This is a genomic window from uncultured Algibacter sp., assembly GCF_947495925.1.
Taxonomy (GTDB): Bacteria; Bacteroidota; Bacteroidia; order Flavobacteriales; family Flavobacteriaceae; genus Algibacter_E.
On record NZ_CANMAU010000001.1, the window covers coordinates 424,963 to 440,590 of the forward strand.

Sequence of the window (15,628 nt, forward strand, 5' to 3'; positions counted from 1 at the left end):
AAATGATAAAAGCACTCACTTTTACTTTTATATGCTTTATCTCATTCTATTCTTGTAGTGAAGATAAAGATGATAAGGTAACACAAGCCAATATCACGCTAAATTTTAATCATTCCTGGAATAATACTCCAGTTACAAATATGGGTTTTAACACAGTACAATTTATAAATGAAAATGGAGAAGAACTTAGTATTACTAAACTTAGATATTTAATATCACGAATAAGCTTAGAAAACACCCTTGGTGAAAAATTCACCTTAAATGGCTATAATTTAGTTGATGTAACCAATAACTCAAATTTATCTTTCACTCCAACTAATACCATTCCAACTGGCACTTACAACAAAGTTTCTTTTATTTTTGGTTTTAATAATGAAGACAATTACAATAATAACTACCAAGATTTGAATTCCGCTTCATGGTTTGTTCCCACTATGTTAGGCGGTGGCTACCATTACATGCAGCTTGAAGGGAAGTTTATTGACAACACAGAAACCGAGACAGGATATGCCTATCATGCTATTCGAGCGATAGACAATTCAGGTACAACCCCAGTTTTTAAAGACACTTTTTTTGAAGTTAACTTAGGAGAAATCACTATTTCGAACGACACACAACTCAACATTAATATGAATATTGCTGAATGGTTTAAAAACCCTAAAACTTGGGACTTAAACATTTTAAACAATATGCTTATGCCTAATTTCGATGCACAAATATTAATGTTTGAAAACGGCCAAAGCGTTTTTAAATTAAAATCTATAAATCCATAAATTTTGAAGACTTGGAAATTTTATATAAGTATCTTTTTCATTTCTAGTAATATAGCTTGCTCTAATAAAGATGAAACCCCTTATATCCCTACACCAAGCCCTTTAAATATTCCGGAATTATTTGAAAACAATATTTTAGCCCCTATAATTCCAGTTAACAACCCTCAAACCACAGAAGGAGTTTTGCTGGGCAAGAAATTGTTTTTTGATCCTATTTTATCGCAAGATAATTCCCTAGCTTGCGCAGATTGTCATGCTGCAGAAAATGCTTTTTCAGACTCTAATCGATTTAGTGAAGGTATAGATGGAAGTTTAGGAAACCGGAATTCCATGCCGCTTTTTAATTTAGCTTGGAATTATGACGAAAAATTCTTTTGGGACGGCAATACCTTCAGTCTCGAACACCAAGCCTTTGTTCCTGTTACTGACCCCGCTGAAATGAAAAGCACCTGGAATCAAGTAGAGCAAAAATTACAGCAACACCAAGAATATCCCAAATTATTTCAACAGGCGTTTGGAACCTCAATAATAGATTCTACGTTAGTAACTAAAGCCATAGCACAATTTGAACGCACCTTAATTTCATCAAATTCAAAATTCGACAAGTATCTTTTAGGTGAAGTCGAGCTCAGCCCCCAAGAACTTAATGGTTTTAACGTTTTTATGGATGAAACCCGGGGCGACTGTTTTCATTGTCACGGAAGTGATAAAAACCCCCTCTGGACAGACCAAATATTTCACAATAATGGACTAGATGAAACCTTCTCTGATTTAGGTCTAGGATTAATCACCGGCGACCCTGCCGATAATGGTAAATTCAAATCACCTTCGTTACGTAATTTAGCATTTACAGCGCCCTACATGCACGATGGCAGATTCACAACTCTAGAAGAGGTTATTAATCATTATAGCAAAGGCTTAAAAAACTCATCAACCATTGACCCCTTAATGAAAAAGGTGGCTCAAGGCGGTGTCAGTTTAACAGCACAGGATAAGGCCGATTTAAAAGCTTTTTTACTAGCCCTTTCTGATTACGAATTTATAAGTAATCCTGCATTTAATAACCAATAACAAAAAACTATATATTAATATAATGTTAGGTTATATGGTAATCGGTGACTTAAATTGTATATTTGTGGTCTATTTAGAAACTGTCTTAATAAAAACAAAATTAATTCACAACTAAATTTAAAAAAAAAGAAATAATATGATAAAAGTCTCTGAAACAGCTAAGAAGAAAGTGGTTGAGCTTATGACCGAAGATGGTTTTAATGCTACAACAGACTATGTTCGCGTAGGTGTTAAAAGTGGCGGATGCTCTGGATTATCTTATGATTTAAAATTTGACAAAGAACATCAAAAAGAAGACAAAGTTTTTGAAGACAATGGGGTGAAAATCATTGTAGATAAAAAAAGCTTTTTATACCTGATAGGAACCACTTTAGAATATTCTGGTGGATTAAACGGAACGGGGTTCGTTTTTAATAATCCTAATGCAAACCGAACTTGCGGTTGTGGCGAATCATTTTCACTTTAAAAATTAAAACGAATTATGTCGAAGTATACCGAGGATGATTTACGCGAAGAGCTAAAAACCAAAGAATACGAGTATGGGTTTTATACCGATATAGAGTCAGATACATTTCCTAATGGATTAAATGAAGATATTGTACGTGCTATTTCTCAGAAGAAAGAAGAGCCGCAATGGATGACAGATTGGAGACTTGAAGCATTTCGTGTGTGGAAAGATATGGTTGAGCCAGAATGGGCTAATGTTCATTACGAGAAACCAGATTTTCAAGGTATATCTTATTACTCCGCTCCAAACAGCAAACCTAAATACGATAGTATTGATGAAGTCGATCCTGAACTACTAGCCACGTTCGAGAAGCTAGGCATTTCTCTTGATGAACAAAAAAAATTGGCAGGTGTTGCTATGGATGTAGTTGTGGATTCAGTTTCTGTGGCTACAACCTTCAAAAAAACACTAGGAGAAAAAGGTATCATTTTTATGAGTATCTCAGAAGCTATTAAAGAGCACCCAGAACTTGTTAAAAAATATTTAGGAACCGTAGTCCCACAAAAAGACAACTTTTATGCAGCACTGAATTCTGCTGTATTTAGTGATGGATCTTTCTGTTATATCCCAAAAGGTGTTAAATGCCCAATGGAACTCTCTACATACTTCAGAATTAATCAAGCAGGAACAGGGCAGTTTGAAAGAACACTTGTTATTGCAGACGAGGGAAGTTATGTGAGTTACCTTGAAGGTTGTACGGCTCCAAGTAGAGATGAAAACCAATTGCATGCTGCCGTTGTTGAACTCATTGCTCTTGATGACGCAGAAATAAAATATTCAACAGTACAAAATTGGTATCCAGGAAACGCTGAAGGTAAAGGTGGTGTTTTTAACTTTGTAACAAAGCGTGGTCTCTGCGAGAAAAACGCAAAAATCTCATGGACTCAAGTTGAAACAGGTTCCGCGGTGACTTGGAAATACCCTAGTTGTGTTCTTAAAGGTGATAATTCTGTGGGCGAGTTTTATTCTATCGCAGTAACTAATAATTACCAACAGGCTGATACGGGTACGAAAATGATTCATTTAGGAAAGAACACTAAGTCTACTATCATATCAAAAGGAATTTCAGCAGGTAAATCTCAAAACAGTTACCGTGGTTTAGTGCAAGTAAGTTCTCGAGCAGAAAACGCACGTAATTTTTCGCAATGTGATAGTTTACTCATGGGTAATGAATGTGGAGCACATACCTTCCCATATATTGAAGCTAAAAATAAATCAGCCAAAATTGAACACGAAGCCACCACTAGTAAAATTGGTGAAGACCAAATTTTCTATTGTAACCAACGCGGCATAGATACTGAAAAAGCTATAGCATTAATAGTAAATGGATTTAGCAAAGAAGTGCTTAATAAACTTCCAATGGAGTTTGCAGTTGAAGCTCAGAAATTATTAGAAATTAGTTTAGAAGGTAGTGTAGGTTAAAATATCTCAAATGAAAAAAGTATTATTTATTGCATTAATATTGACAGTAATTTATAGCTGTAAGAATGAAACCAAATCAAAAGACGCTCAATTAATAGAGGCTGAAGTAACTGAAGAAGCAACACTTTTGAAAGGTAATTTTGTGTATTATGATGGAGCAGCTGTTTTACAAACAGCTAACGAAATTTATGGTGTTTTAGTTACTGAGAAGATGCAGGAGCTAAACAAAAAAGCCGAAACTTTTAAAACAGAACCTACAGATATGGTTCAAGTTGAAATAAAAGGAAAAATCACAAACCAAAAGAATGACAAAATTCTTTGGGAAAACAAAGTAGAGATTGTAGAAATACTTAGTGTAAAACCAGTCTCGAAAGAAGAAAACAACGTTGTAAAATTAGGAAAAGAATAGTATGTTAAAAATAGATAACTTACACGCAAGTGTTGAAGACAAAAGTATTCTTAAAGGTATTAACCTTGAAGTGAAACCAGGAGAAGTTCATGCTATCATGGGACCTAATGGCTCTGGAAAAAGCACCTTGGCTTCAGTTATAGCGGGTAAAGAAGATTACGAGGTAACAGAAGGAAACATTGAGTTTGACGGTGAAGATATCGAAGAATTAGCTGCAGAAGAACGCGCTCATAAAGGTGTATTTTTATCCTTTCAATACCCAGTTGAAATCCCTGGTGTTTCTGTTACTAACTTCATGAAAACAGCTATCAACGAATCTAGAAAAGCAAAAGGCTTGGAAGATATGCCGGCTAAAGATATGCTTAAGTTAATTCGAGAAAAATCTGAATTATTAGAAATCGACAGAAAATTCCTTTCGAGGTCTTTAAACGAAGGGTTTTCGGGAGGTGAAAAGAAACGTAATGAGATTTTTCAAATGGCCATGTTAGAACCTAAATTAGCTATTTTAGATGAAACAGATTCTGGTCTTGATATTGACGCCCTTCGTATAGTTGCAAATGGTGTTAATAAACTTAGAAGTGAAGATAACGCGGTTGTTGTGATTACACACTATCAACGTTTACTTGATTATATCGTTCCTGATTTCGTTCATGTTTTATACAACGGTAAGATCGTTAAGTCCGGCACTAAAGAGTTAGCGCATGAACTTGAAGAAAAAGGTTACGACTGGATTAAAGAAGAAGTGAACGCTTAATATCAAGCAACGAATGGATTTAAAAGAAAAATTAGTTTCATCATTTTTAGCCTTTGAAAATAAAGTTGACCTGGACAGCTATGTACATGATGTAAGATCTGAAGCAATAAAAGTATTCGAAGAAAAAGGCTTTCCATCTAAAAAAGAAGAAGCCTGGAAATACACCTCTTTAAATAAAATATTAAAAGAAGATTACAGTGTTTTTCCTAAACAAGAAAACGCTCTAGATTATAAGGATGTTAAAAAGTATTTCATTCATGATATTGATTCATATAAAATCATATTTATTGATGGTAAATACTCATCGCACCTTTCTGAAACAACGCATGATGGGATAGATGTATGCTTAATGTCTGCGGCTCTAAATAAACCAAAATACCGTTTAATTATTGAAAATTATTTTAATAAAGCAGCATCAAAAGACAGTCTTTCATCTTTAAACACGGCATTTTCAAGTGAAGGAGCTTATATCCATATTCCTAAAAACAAAATTGCAGATAAGCCTATTCAAGTCATTCATTTTTCAACAGGAAATGAATCGGCATCTTTACTACAACCACGTAATTTGATTGTAGTAGAAGAGAATAGCCATGTTCAAATAATAGAACGTCATCAAAACTTAACAGACAACCCTGTTTTAACCAATAGCCTTACTGAGGTTTTTGCTAAAAAACGAGCTATTGTTGATTATTATAAAATCCAAAACGATACCTCTAGTGCCTCATTAATAGACAATACGTTTATTAAACAACAACGAGAAAGCATCGCATCGGTGCATACGTTTGCTTTTGGAGGTAAATTAATTCGAAATAACCTTAACTTCTACCAAGAAGGAGAACGTATCGATTCTATTTTAAAGGGTGTTACAATTTTGAGTGATAAGGAACATGTAGACCATAACACATTAGTACATCATATCGAACCAAATTGTGAGAGTCATCAAGATTATAAAGGTATTTTTGGAGACAATTCCACGGGGGTATTCAATGGTAAAATCATTGTTGAAAAAGAAGCTCAGAAAACAAATGCATTTCAGTCCAACAATAATATTTTGGTTAGTGACAAGGCCGCTATAAATACCAAACCGCAATTAGAAATTTTTGCTGACGATGTAAAATGTTCTCACGGTTGTACTATAGGTCAACTTGATGAAAGCGCCCTATTTTACATGCAATCGCGTGGTATTCCTAAAAAAGAAGCCAAAGCTCTATTAATGTATGCCTTTAGTAATAATGTATTAAGCTCGGTAAAGATTCCTGAAATAAAGCAGCGTATTAACAAAATTATTGCTAATAAACTAGGTGTGGATATCGGGTTTGATTTATAAAAATATTAGAAGCCATTTCCCGCTATCCGCTATATCTTTTTTAGAAAAAAAAAGGATGCCGCTACTATCGGGGCTAAATTATCTGCTATGTTTAATGTAGAAGACGTACGAAAAGACTTTCCCATTCTTTCTAGACAAGTAAATGGTAAACCCTTAGTGTATTTTGATAATGCCGCAACATCACAAACTCCTCAACAGGTTATTGATGCCATTGTTGACTACTATTCGAATTACAATGCCAATATCCACAGAGGCGTACATACTTTAAGCCAGGAAGCTACAGATTTGTACGAACAAGCTCGCCATAAAATACAAACACATTTTAATGCTAAATTTTCCCATGAAATTATTTATACTTCTGGGACTACTCATGGCATTAACCTTGTTGCTAATGGATTTTCATCACTCTTAAAAAAAGGAGATGATATTATGGTTTCAGCTTTAGAGCATCATTCAAATATAGTACCCTGGCAAATGCTGTGCGAGCGCACGGGAGCAAACCTTAAGGTTATCCCAATGAATGAGGAAGGAGAATTAGTAATGTCTGCATACGCTGATTTACTTTCAGAAAACACCAAACTCGTATTTGTTAATCATATTTCAAATGCATTAGGCACAATAAACCCTATAGAAGACATTATCAAACGGGCGCATAATGTTGGGGCAGCCGTTTTAATTGATGGCGCACAATCAAGCCCACATATTAAACCAGATGTTCAAAAATTAGATGTTGATTTCTATGTAGCCTCAGCTCATAAAATGTGTGGTCCAACAGGAGTTGGTATGTTGTACGGTAAAGAAGAATGGTTAAAAAAATTACCCCCTTATCAAGGCGGTGGTGAAATGATCGCTGAAGTGACGTTTGAAAAAACTACCTATGCAGATTTACCGCATAAGTTTGAAGCCGGTACCCCAAACATTGCAGGTGGTATTGTGTTTGGAGCAGCAATAGATTATATGAACTCGATAGGGTTTGAAAATATTGCCGCCTTTGAAAATGAACTTTTAGAATACGCTACGGATAAACTTCTAGAAATTGAAGGACTAAAAATTTACGGCAATTCTAAGCATAAAACATCGGTAATTTCTTTTAATTTAGAAGGCATTCACCCCTACGATGTTGGTACTATTTTAGATAAACTTGGTATTGCCGTTAGAACAGGTCACCATTGCGCGCAACCCATCATGGATTTTTATAAAATCCCGGGTACAATAAGAGCATCGTTTGCTTTTTACAACACCAAAGACGAGATTGACGCTCTAGTAGCAGGTGTAAAAAAGGCAAAAATGATGCTGTCTTAATTTTTAGGCATTCTTTTTGTACATCTAACACAAAATGATCATTATGAAATTAGCAGTCATCCTATTCTGGAATATTTTTCTATTCACCTCATGTGGCTGTTTCAATAAATCAAAGTCTGACGCCGTTGTTACAAATATTGAAACAACACGCGTTATAACGCAAGAGCAGCCTATATCATTTGAATATAAAGCTTCCACAAGGGGGTATTATCAAAAAATTATTATTACAAAAAGTAAAATTCTTCAAACTAAGAAAAGAGGCGGTAAGCTTAAGAACTTTTCATGTACTCTGGAAAACTGGAATAACCTTATATCACTTTTAAAAACCGTTAATTTGGAACAAATTGCTGAGTTTAAACCTCCAAGTAAAGACTTCCAATTTGACGGAGCTCCATTGACCCGGTTAAAAGTTGTTTCAAGCGAAAAGACCTATGAAACGCAAGGTTTTGACCATGGCAACCCTCCAAAGGAAATTGCGGCTTTAGTTAAAGAAATCTTATCAATTTCTGAAAATATTGAATAGCAACTTTTGTTGTTGTATTTTTGTTTAAAAATTTGTAATTGTGAGTATTGAAGACATCCAAAACGAAATAATAGACGAATTCTCAATGTTCGATGACTGGGAAGAACGCTACCAATATATGATTGATTTAGGGAAAGATTTACCCTTAATTAACGACCAATACAAAACAGACAGCAATATTATAAAAGGTTGCCAAAGTAAAGTATGGGTTCATGCCGAAATGAAGGATGATAAAATAGTTTTTACTGCTGATAGTGATGCCATAATTACCAAAGGCATTATAGCTATTTTAATAAGATCTTTTTCAAACCAGCATCCAAAAGACATCATTAATGCGGAAACAGATTTTATCGATCAAATCGGTTTAAAAGAGCATTTATCGCCTACTAGGGCTAATGGCTTAGTAAGTATGGTGAAACAATTAAAAATGTATGCTATAGCATATCAAACACAGTTAAGTTAAAATGAGTGAAGAATTAAATACTATAGATTTAGGAGAAAAAATTGTAAACGTGTTAAAAACGATTTACGATCCTGAAATCCCTGTAGACATCTACGAATTAGGTTTAATTTACGATGTTTTTGTTAATGAAGATTCTGATGTAAAAATCTTAATGACCCTAACAACACCTAATTGTCCTGTAGCAGAAACTTTACCCTTAGAAGTTGAGGAAAAAGTAAAATCATTAGATGAAGTGAAAGATGCAGAAGTTGAAATTACTTTCGATCCACCTTGGACACAAGAATTAATGAGTGAAGAGGCTAAGCTAGAGTTAGGAATGCTCTAACATTATCTAGCTTTAATTTTTTAGATTCTACCTTATAGTTATAATTATGAGTAATGGATATTACAAGACAGAAGTGTCCGTTAAGGAATATATTAAATTGGCAAAAGACGTTAATGGAGCTGAGCTTATAGAAAAACTAAAACCATTTCTCTCTTTAAACTCAAGTATTTTAGAAATTGGTTCGGGTCCAGGTAGTGACTGGGAAATTCTTAAACGACGGAATAACAAGGTTGTAGGTTCTGACAATTCAAAAGAATTTTTAAACCATTTAACTTCCAAATTTCCAAATGGTGAATTCCTGAATTTAGATGCTGTTAGTTTAAATACCAATTTAAAATTTGATTGCATCTATTCCAATAAAGTCATGCATCATTTAACTGATGAAGAATTAGTTAAATCCATTAAAAAACAAAGTGATATTTTAAACGCTGAGGGTATAATTTGTCATTCCTTTTGGAAAGGAGAAGGCTCCGAAATTTTCAAAGGCCTTTTTGTAAATTATCATGAAAAGGAGGATCTATTTAAGTTTTACGACCCTAGTTTTGAAATTCTCTTTTTAGATTTTTATACTGAATTTGACAAAGAGGATTCAATTTTATTAATTGGAAAGAAAAAATAAAATGGCAGACGAAATTATTAATCGCGTTGCAAATAGCAAACTAGTTACTATCGACCTTGAAGATTTTTATCCTCAAGGAAAACGTGTTCTGTTCGATATCAAAGATTGGCTTTACGAAGGCTTTGTACTTCGCGAAAAAGATTTTAGAACTCAAGTTTCTGAATTCGATTGGGCTCAATATCAAGATTATTATATAGCATTAACATGCAGTACTGATGCTATTATACCTGGTTGGGCTTACATGCTTTTAAGTATTAATCTAGAACCCCACGCAAAAAAAGTAATTGTTGGTAATTTAGAACAATTGGAGACTTCTATTTATCAAGATATCATCAACAATCTGGATTTTTCAGAACACCAAGGAAAGCCTATTATAATAAAAGGTTGCTCGAATAAACCAGTACCTCAAAACGCTTATATATTTTTAGCCAATAAGCTTAAGCCTATAGCAAAATCTATTATGTATGGCGAAGCCTGCTCTTCAGTACCACTATATAAAAATAAGTGATTTTTCATATTCTTGAGTCATTTACATTGTGTTTTAGATCTCATCAAAAATCACTTTTTTAACGTTGATAATTCTTTCAACTTAAAATTAAACTTATCTTTGAGCGCATTTTATTAAATATCAAAAAAATGAAAAAAACGCTATTAATCATGACATTATTCATTGGAATCATTTCAATGAATGCACAAACTAAGGAAGAATTAGAAGCTCAAAAAGCCGAAAAGCAAGCTGAAGCTGATGCTGCCACAAAAGAGGTAGAAGCTATACAGGCCCAAATTGATGCCTTACCTGGCTGGCATTTAAGTGCTTTTGGTACTATTGGAGGAAGTTTTTCTAGTTTCAACAATTGGTATGCTCAAGGCTCTCCAAATAATGATGCCGGAAGTATTGGTTTTACGGTAAACGCCAACGCGAACTTAATTCAACCAAAATTCTTTTGGAGAAATGCATTAACCACAAATTTAAACTGGGTAAAACTGGATGACAGGGATGACCCAACAGATGAAGCTGGGTTTGTTCCAACTACAGATGTTTTTAATATTTCATCCCTTTACGGTAGAAATATATCTAAAACATGGGCCGTTTCTGCTTTAATGGAATACAGAACAACGCTATTAGATAACTTTAACAATCCTGGATATTTAGATTTAGGTGTTGGTATGACTTGGACACCAATAACTGATTTAGTTGTTGTTATTCACCCTTTAAACTACAATTTTGTTTTTGCTGATGATGATCTTATTTTTGAATCTTCATTAGGTGCTAAAATCATGGTAGACTATAACAAAAAGATTGGTGATTTAAATATTAAATCAAACCTTTCAGCATTTCAAAGTTATGAAAGTAGTGATTTATCAAACTGGACTTGGACAAACTCTTTAGGTTATACAATCTGGAAAGGTATTGGTATTGGTTTCGATTTTGGACTTAGAAGCAACAAGCAAGAGGCTCTTAATTTTGCTTTAGCTCAAGACCCACCAACAGCGACTGGATTTGATGATGTAGACAATAAATTACAATCATTTTATACAGCAGGCATTAGCTATAAATTCTAAAACCAAGATTTATAAAACATTAATAAAGCGCTTTTTTAAGGCGCTTTTTTAAATCACTTTAAATTATATCACAAATGAAATTTAAGCTTTTACTAATTCTAACATTGTTTCATTATTGAAAACACTCATGCTCAAGACAATACAAAATCTACAGATACTATTCCCGATGGCTTGAATACCGATGGAAAAATAACCTTTTTAATAAACCAATCTGCTTTTTCTAACTGGCAACCTGGAGGAGATAAGAATTTGGCTGGTAATGCCTCCTTAAATTATGATTTTAATTATGACAAGGGACCTTGGTCTTGGGACAGCAAAATTTTGGCAAGCTATGGTGTAACCATTAATGATGATGATGGCACGCGTAAAACCGATGACAGACTAGAACTAAATACAGTTTTAGGAAGAGCTATGAAAAAGAAATACTGGAATTTTTCATTTTTCATGAACTTCAGAACACAATTCAGTAATGGATTTAATTATAATGAAGATTTTGCAGGTAATAATGAAGATTTTCCCACTTCAGGTTTTTTCAAACCAGCATATTGGACTTTTGGACCAGGTTTCTTATGGAAAAAAAGCAATACTTTAAATGTAAACTTTGCTCCACTATCGTCAAAATTCACCTTTATAAAAGATGAAATATTTACTATAAATGATGATGATAGCAACAATGTATTTTACGAATCAAGTAATGATGTTGAAACTTATGGTGTTCCTGCAGGAAAATCACATTTGTATGAATTTGGTCTTAACATACGTGGCTATTACAAATTCAATATTATGGAAAATATATCCATGGAGAATATTATAAACTTATATTCCAATTATTTAAACAAACCTAAGAATGTTGATATTGATTATACGATGAACTTGGTTATGAAAATCAATGAAGTTTTCTCAACCAATTTAACCTTTCAAACCGTTTATGACGATAATGCCTTTAGAGGGTTTCAAGTTAGGGAGGTATTTGGTCTTGGCATAAATGTTAATTTGTAAACCTTTAGACTTATAAAAAAAGCACTTCAAAAGAAGTGCTTTTTTTATACTCATCATTTATTTCCTTTAAACTTTTTTGTTTTCTTCTTTTTACTGAATAAACGCTTTAGAAAGGTGTCTTTCTTTTCAGGAGAACAATTCAAATCCATAAGCACCTGTTCTGATGGTTTTTCAAATCGAGCATTAGTAATCGTATTAAACTCAGAATCAGCATTTAATTTTTGATAAAACTTTGCAAAAACTGGTAATGCAGAATTTGCACCTTGCCCCAAACCTGTAGTTTTAAAGCCAATACTATGATTATCATTCCCAACCCAAGTAACCGTAACTAATTTTGGAGTAATACCAACAAACCAACCATCTTTATTATCTTGAGTGGTTCCTGTTTTACCTGCAATATCATTTTTAAGATTATAAGTACTTCGAAGTCTCGTGGCAGTACCAGAATTCACTGTAGATTTCATCATTTCTAATAAAACTTGCCGAGTATGATCGTTATATGCAGGTTCTTTGGCAACCTTAGACTTAAATTCTACAATTAGGTTGCCATTTCTGTCTTCAATCTTAGTAATGTAGAACGGTTTTACTGGCTTCCCTTTATTTACATAGCTAGTGTAAGCACCTGCAACTCCTTTTAAACCTATTTCGGCTACACCCAAAGCTAAAGATGGCTCATTAGGTAGCTGGTCAGATAATCCTAATTTTTTAGCTTGCTCTAAAACCTTTGGTATACCTACCTTGTTTAAAACCTTAACAGCGACAGTATTTACAGAATTACTAAGTGCTTTTTCTAAATTATAGTTAACATACTGATCATCCTTACTACTTCCAGAATTTGATGGTGTCCAGTTATTGTAATTAGTATATGTGACTTCAGCCAAAGAAAAATAAGTACATGGATCCATGCCATTTTCAATAGCTGCCGTATAAACAAAAGGCTTGAAAGTTGATCCCACCTGCCTTTTACTTTGTGATACATGATCGTATTTAAAAAACCGATAATCTATGCCTCCAATATAAGTTCGCACTGCACCTGTAGACGGATCAACCGCTAACATCCCAGTATTTAAAAATTTCAAACAATGTTTAATACTATCTTTTACGGTTATACTTTTAATAGTATCACCTTTCCAACTGAACAAACTAACATCCCTTTTTACATTTAGAGAATCTTCTATTTGTTTATTAGATAAACCTTTGGTTTTATACGATTTATATTGAGGTGAGTTTTCATAAACTAAGGTAATCAACTTATTATTTTTCAACCAGGGCGCCGACTTACCATAAGATGTTTCAAAAGCATTCTGTAATTTCGACATATGTTCTTGCATGGCAGATTCTGCTAATTCCTGCATCTTATAATCTAAGGTGGTATGTACAACTAATCCATCTTTATATAAATTATATGATTTCCCATCAGGAGATTTAATAGAATCCAGAATTACGGCCAATTCCTGCTTAACCGCTTCTCTAAAATAAGGTGCCACACCTACATCATGGTTAAACGAGCGATAATTCAATATCAAATCTTGATCTACCAAAGTGTCAAGAACGTTTTCATTTAAATAATTATATTTAGCCATTTGTTGAAATACGACATTCCTTCTCTTCCTACAGTTTTCAGGATTCCTTCGCGGATTGTAAAAACTATTCGCTTTAAGAGTACCAATTAATGTTGCTGCTTCACTTATGGACAAGTCTGATGCTGGCTTATTAAAAAACTTTCTAGAGGCACTTTCTATACCATAGGTGTTATCTGAAAAAGGAACCGTATTTAAATATAGGGTTAGAATTTCATTCTTGGAATAGATTTCTTCAATTCTTGTAGCTACTATAGATTCTTTAAACTTATTAATGACCGTACTAAACAAGTAGAAATTTTGTCTGCCAAACAAATTTTTAGCCAACTGCAAGGTAATGGTACTTCCCCCTCCTGCGGATCTATCCTGTAATAAGATACTTTTTACAAACACTCTAAGCAGACTTACATTATCAATACCGTCGTGATCATAAAAGCGAACATCTTCGGTAGCTACCAAGGCATCAATTAAATGCTCTGGAAAATCTTCAAATACTAAAGGCTGCCTATCGTAAACGTAATATTTCCCAATTAAAGCACCGTCTTTATCTAAAACTTCTGTGGCTTGATCCTGTTTAATAGAACTTAAACGCTCAACGGTTGGCAACTTACCAAAAAAACCTAGGTAAATACTAAAATACAAACCAACAAAAAACAACAACACAGAGGCCACAGCAACCAACAACCATTTCAACCATTTAGCTCTAAGTATGCCAGAAAATTTATTAATCATAAAACAGAAAGTCGATTAACTATCCGATTCTAAATCAGGATAAAGAAAGTGATTATAAGGAAATCGTGTAACATGAATTTCTCTGACCTCCGCATAAACACGCTTCTTAAAATCTTCCAAATTTTGTTTATTAAGTGCAGAAATAAATAGAGCATTGTTACCAACTTTGCTCATCCAAGTGCCTTTCCATTCTTCCAGTGAATAATGCCTTGGTGTGCGCTCAGTTTCCAAATCATCATCATCAATATATTCTTGTTGATAAGCATCTATTTTGTTAAACACCATTATAGTGGGTTTATCACCGCTCTTTATTTCGCCTAAAATTTTCTCAACAGATGCTATATGCTCTTCAAAATTAGGATGCGATATATCTACTACATGAAGCAACAAATCGGCCTCGGTTACCTCATCTAAAGTGCTTTTAAAACTATCTACCAATTGGGTAGGTAATTTCCTTATAAATCCAACCGTATCAGACAATAAAAAAGGAAGATTCTGTATCACAACTTTTCTCACCGTTGTATCTAAAGTGGCAAACAATTTGTTTTCAGCAAACACTTCACTTTTACTTATAACATTCATTAATGTAGATTTCCCAACATTAGTATACCCTACTAGCGCCACTCTTACCATTTTTCCACGGTTACCGCGCTGCACAGCCATTTGCTTATCGATAGTTTTAATACGCTTTTTTAGGAGCGCTATTTTATCACGTACAATACGCCTATCTGTTTCAATTTCTGTTTCACCAGGTCCGCGCATTCCTATTCCCCCTTTTTGGCGTTCCAGGTGGGTCCACATACCTCTTAATCTTGGCAATAAATATTCACATTGTGCCAATTCAACCTGTGTTCTAGCATAACTGGTTTGGGCACGTTGCGCAAAAATATCGAGTATTAAATTGGTTCTGTCTAAAACCTTTACATCAAGAATTTTACTTATGTTTCGTTCTTGGGCTGCAGACAATTCATCATCAAAAATAGCCGTATCAATATGATGCTCATTGATATACTGACGGACATCTTCCATCTTACCCGTTCCTATAAAAGTTTTTGGGTTAGGCATGTCCATTTTTTGAGTAAAACGTTTCACCGCATACCCGCCAGCTGTAAAGGTTAAAAACTCAAGCTCATCTAAATACTCTTTAGACTTAACTTCGTCCTGATCCTTGGTAATTACTCCTATTAAAACTGCTTTTTCTAAACCCACATTGTTCTTTTAAATCTCAAATATAAATATGTGCAAAGTTACACAATTG

Annotated in this window: 17 protein-coding genes; 15 read left to right on the top strand and 2 right to left on the bottom strand. The window is 33.9% G+C overall.

All coding sequences use genetic code 11. The features are described 5' to 3' along the window. Positions 1 to 2 precede the first annotated feature (2 nt). The 15 genes from Q0857_RS01915 (at position 3) to Q0857_RS01985 (ending at position 12,058) form a co-directional block, all read left to right on the top strand. Positions 3 to 773 (top strand): MbnP family protein, encoded by a 771-nt coding sequence (locus Q0857_RS01915; protein ID WP_298531323.1) that lies wholly within the window; start codon positions 3 to 5, stop codon positions 771 to 773. Positions 774 to 776: 3 nt separating this feature from the next. Continuing rightward, entirely contained in the window at positions 777 to 1,844 is a 1,068-nt protein-coding gene (locus Q0857_RS01920; RefSeq protein ID WP_367278049.1) for a cytochrome-c peroxidase, read from the top strand. 136 nt (positions 1,845 to 1,980) lie between these two features. Then, positions 1,981 to 2,310: an iron-sulfur cluster assembly accessory protein gene (locus tag Q0857_RS01925; RefSeq protein ID WP_298531325.1), complete on the top strand. Its 330-nt coding sequence runs from the start codon at positions 1,981 to 1,983 to the stop codon at positions 2,308 to 2,310. 15 nt (positions 2,311 to 2,325) lie between these two features. Next, the gene (sufB, locus tag Q0857_RS01930) at positions 2,326 to 3,774 is read left to right on the top strand and encodes a Fe-S cluster assembly protein SufB (protein ID WP_298531327.1); all 1,449 of its coding nucleotides are present in this window, start codon (positions 2,326 to 2,328) and stop codon (positions 3,772 to 3,774) included. Between the two features lie 10 nt (positions 3,775 to 3,784). After that, complete coding sequence (locus Q0857_RS01935; protein ID WP_298531330.1) at positions 3,785 to 4,183, top strand: hypothetical protein; 399 nt, start codon at positions 3,785 to 3,787, stop codon at positions 4,181 to 4,183. Between the two features lies 1 nt (position 4,184). Then, positions 4,185 to 4,937, top strand: coding sequence for a Fe-S cluster assembly ATPase SufC (gene sufC / locus Q0857_RS01940; protein ID WP_298531332.1), 753 nt, complete (start codon positions 4,185 to 4,187; stop codon positions 4,935 to 4,937). A gap of 13 nt (positions 4,938 to 4,950) precedes the next feature. Then, positions 4,951 to 6,264, top strand: coding sequence for a Fe-S cluster assembly protein SufD (gene sufD / locus Q0857_RS01945; RefSeq protein WP_298531335.1), 1,314 nt, complete (start codon positions 4,951 to 4,953; stop codon positions 6,262 to 6,264). Positions 6,265 to 6,351: 87 nt separating this feature from the next. Further along, positions 6,352 to 7,566 (top strand): aminotransferase class V-fold PLP-dependent enzyme, encoded by a 1,215-nt coding sequence (locus Q0857_RS01950; RefSeq protein ID WP_298531340.1) that lies wholly within the window; start codon positions 6,352 to 6,354, stop codon positions 7,564 to 7,566. Positions 7,567 to 7,609: 43 nt separating this feature from the next. Further along, entirely contained in the window at positions 7,610 to 8,089 is a 480-nt protein-coding gene (locus Q0857_RS01955) for a hypothetical protein (protein WP_298531343.1), read from the top strand. A gap of 40 nt (positions 8,090 to 8,129) precedes the next feature. Further along, entirely contained in the window at positions 8,130 to 8,552 is a 423-nt protein-coding gene (locus tag Q0857_RS01960) for a SufE family protein (RefSeq protein WP_298531346.1), read from the top strand. Between the two features lies 1 nt (position 8,553). Beyond that, positions 8,554 to 8,877, top strand: a complete 324-nt coding sequence (locus Q0857_RS01965) for an SUF system Fe-S cluster assembly protein (protein WP_298531349.1) — start codon at positions 8,554 to 8,556, stop codon at positions 8,875 to 8,877. A 46-nt stretch (positions 8,878 to 8,923) separates the two neighbouring features. Next, positions 8,924 to 9,496: a trans-aconitate 2-methyltransferase gene (locus Q0857_RS01970; RefSeq protein WP_298531352.1), complete on the top strand. Its 573-nt coding sequence runs from the start codon at positions 8,924 to 8,926 to the stop codon at positions 9,494 to 9,496. Position 9,497: 1 nt separating this feature from the next. Then, positions 9,498 to 10,004, top strand: coding sequence for a DUF2480 family protein (locus tag Q0857_RS01975; protein ID WP_298531355.1), 507 nt, complete (start codon positions 9,498 to 9,500; stop codon positions 10,002 to 10,004). A gap of 128 nt (positions 10,005 to 10,132) precedes the next feature. Beyond that, the gene (locus Q0857_RS01980) at positions 10,133 to 11,059 is read left to right on the top strand and encodes a DUF3078 domain-containing protein (RefSeq protein ID WP_298531358.1); all 927 of its coding nucleotides are present in this window, start codon (positions 10,133 to 10,135) and stop codon (positions 11,057 to 11,059) included. Positions 11,060 to 11,230: 171 nt separating this feature from the next. Next, positions 11,231 to 12,058: a DUF3078 domain-containing protein gene (locus Q0857_RS01985; protein WP_298531361.1), complete on the top strand. Its 828-nt coding sequence runs from the start codon at positions 11,231 to 11,233 to the stop codon at positions 12,056 to 12,058. 53 nt (positions 12,059 to 12,111) lie between these two features. Here Q0857_RS01985 and Q0857_RS01990 read toward each other — a convergent pair whose 3' ends face one another. Then, positions 12,112 to 14,370 carry a transglycosylase domain-containing protein gene (locus Q0857_RS01990; RefSeq protein ID WP_298531364.1) on the bottom strand — a complete coding sequence of 753 codons (2,259 nt, stop codon included), beginning with the start codon at positions 14,368 to 14,370 and terminating at the stop codon, positions 12,112 to 12,114. A 15-nt stretch (positions 14,371 to 14,385) separates the two neighbouring features. Next, entirely contained in the window at positions 14,386 to 15,579 is a 1,194-nt protein-coding gene (gene hflX / locus Q0857_RS01995) for a GTPase HflX (RefSeq protein WP_298531367.1), read from the bottom strand. Between the last annotated feature and the right edge of the window lie 49 nt (positions 15,580 to 15,628).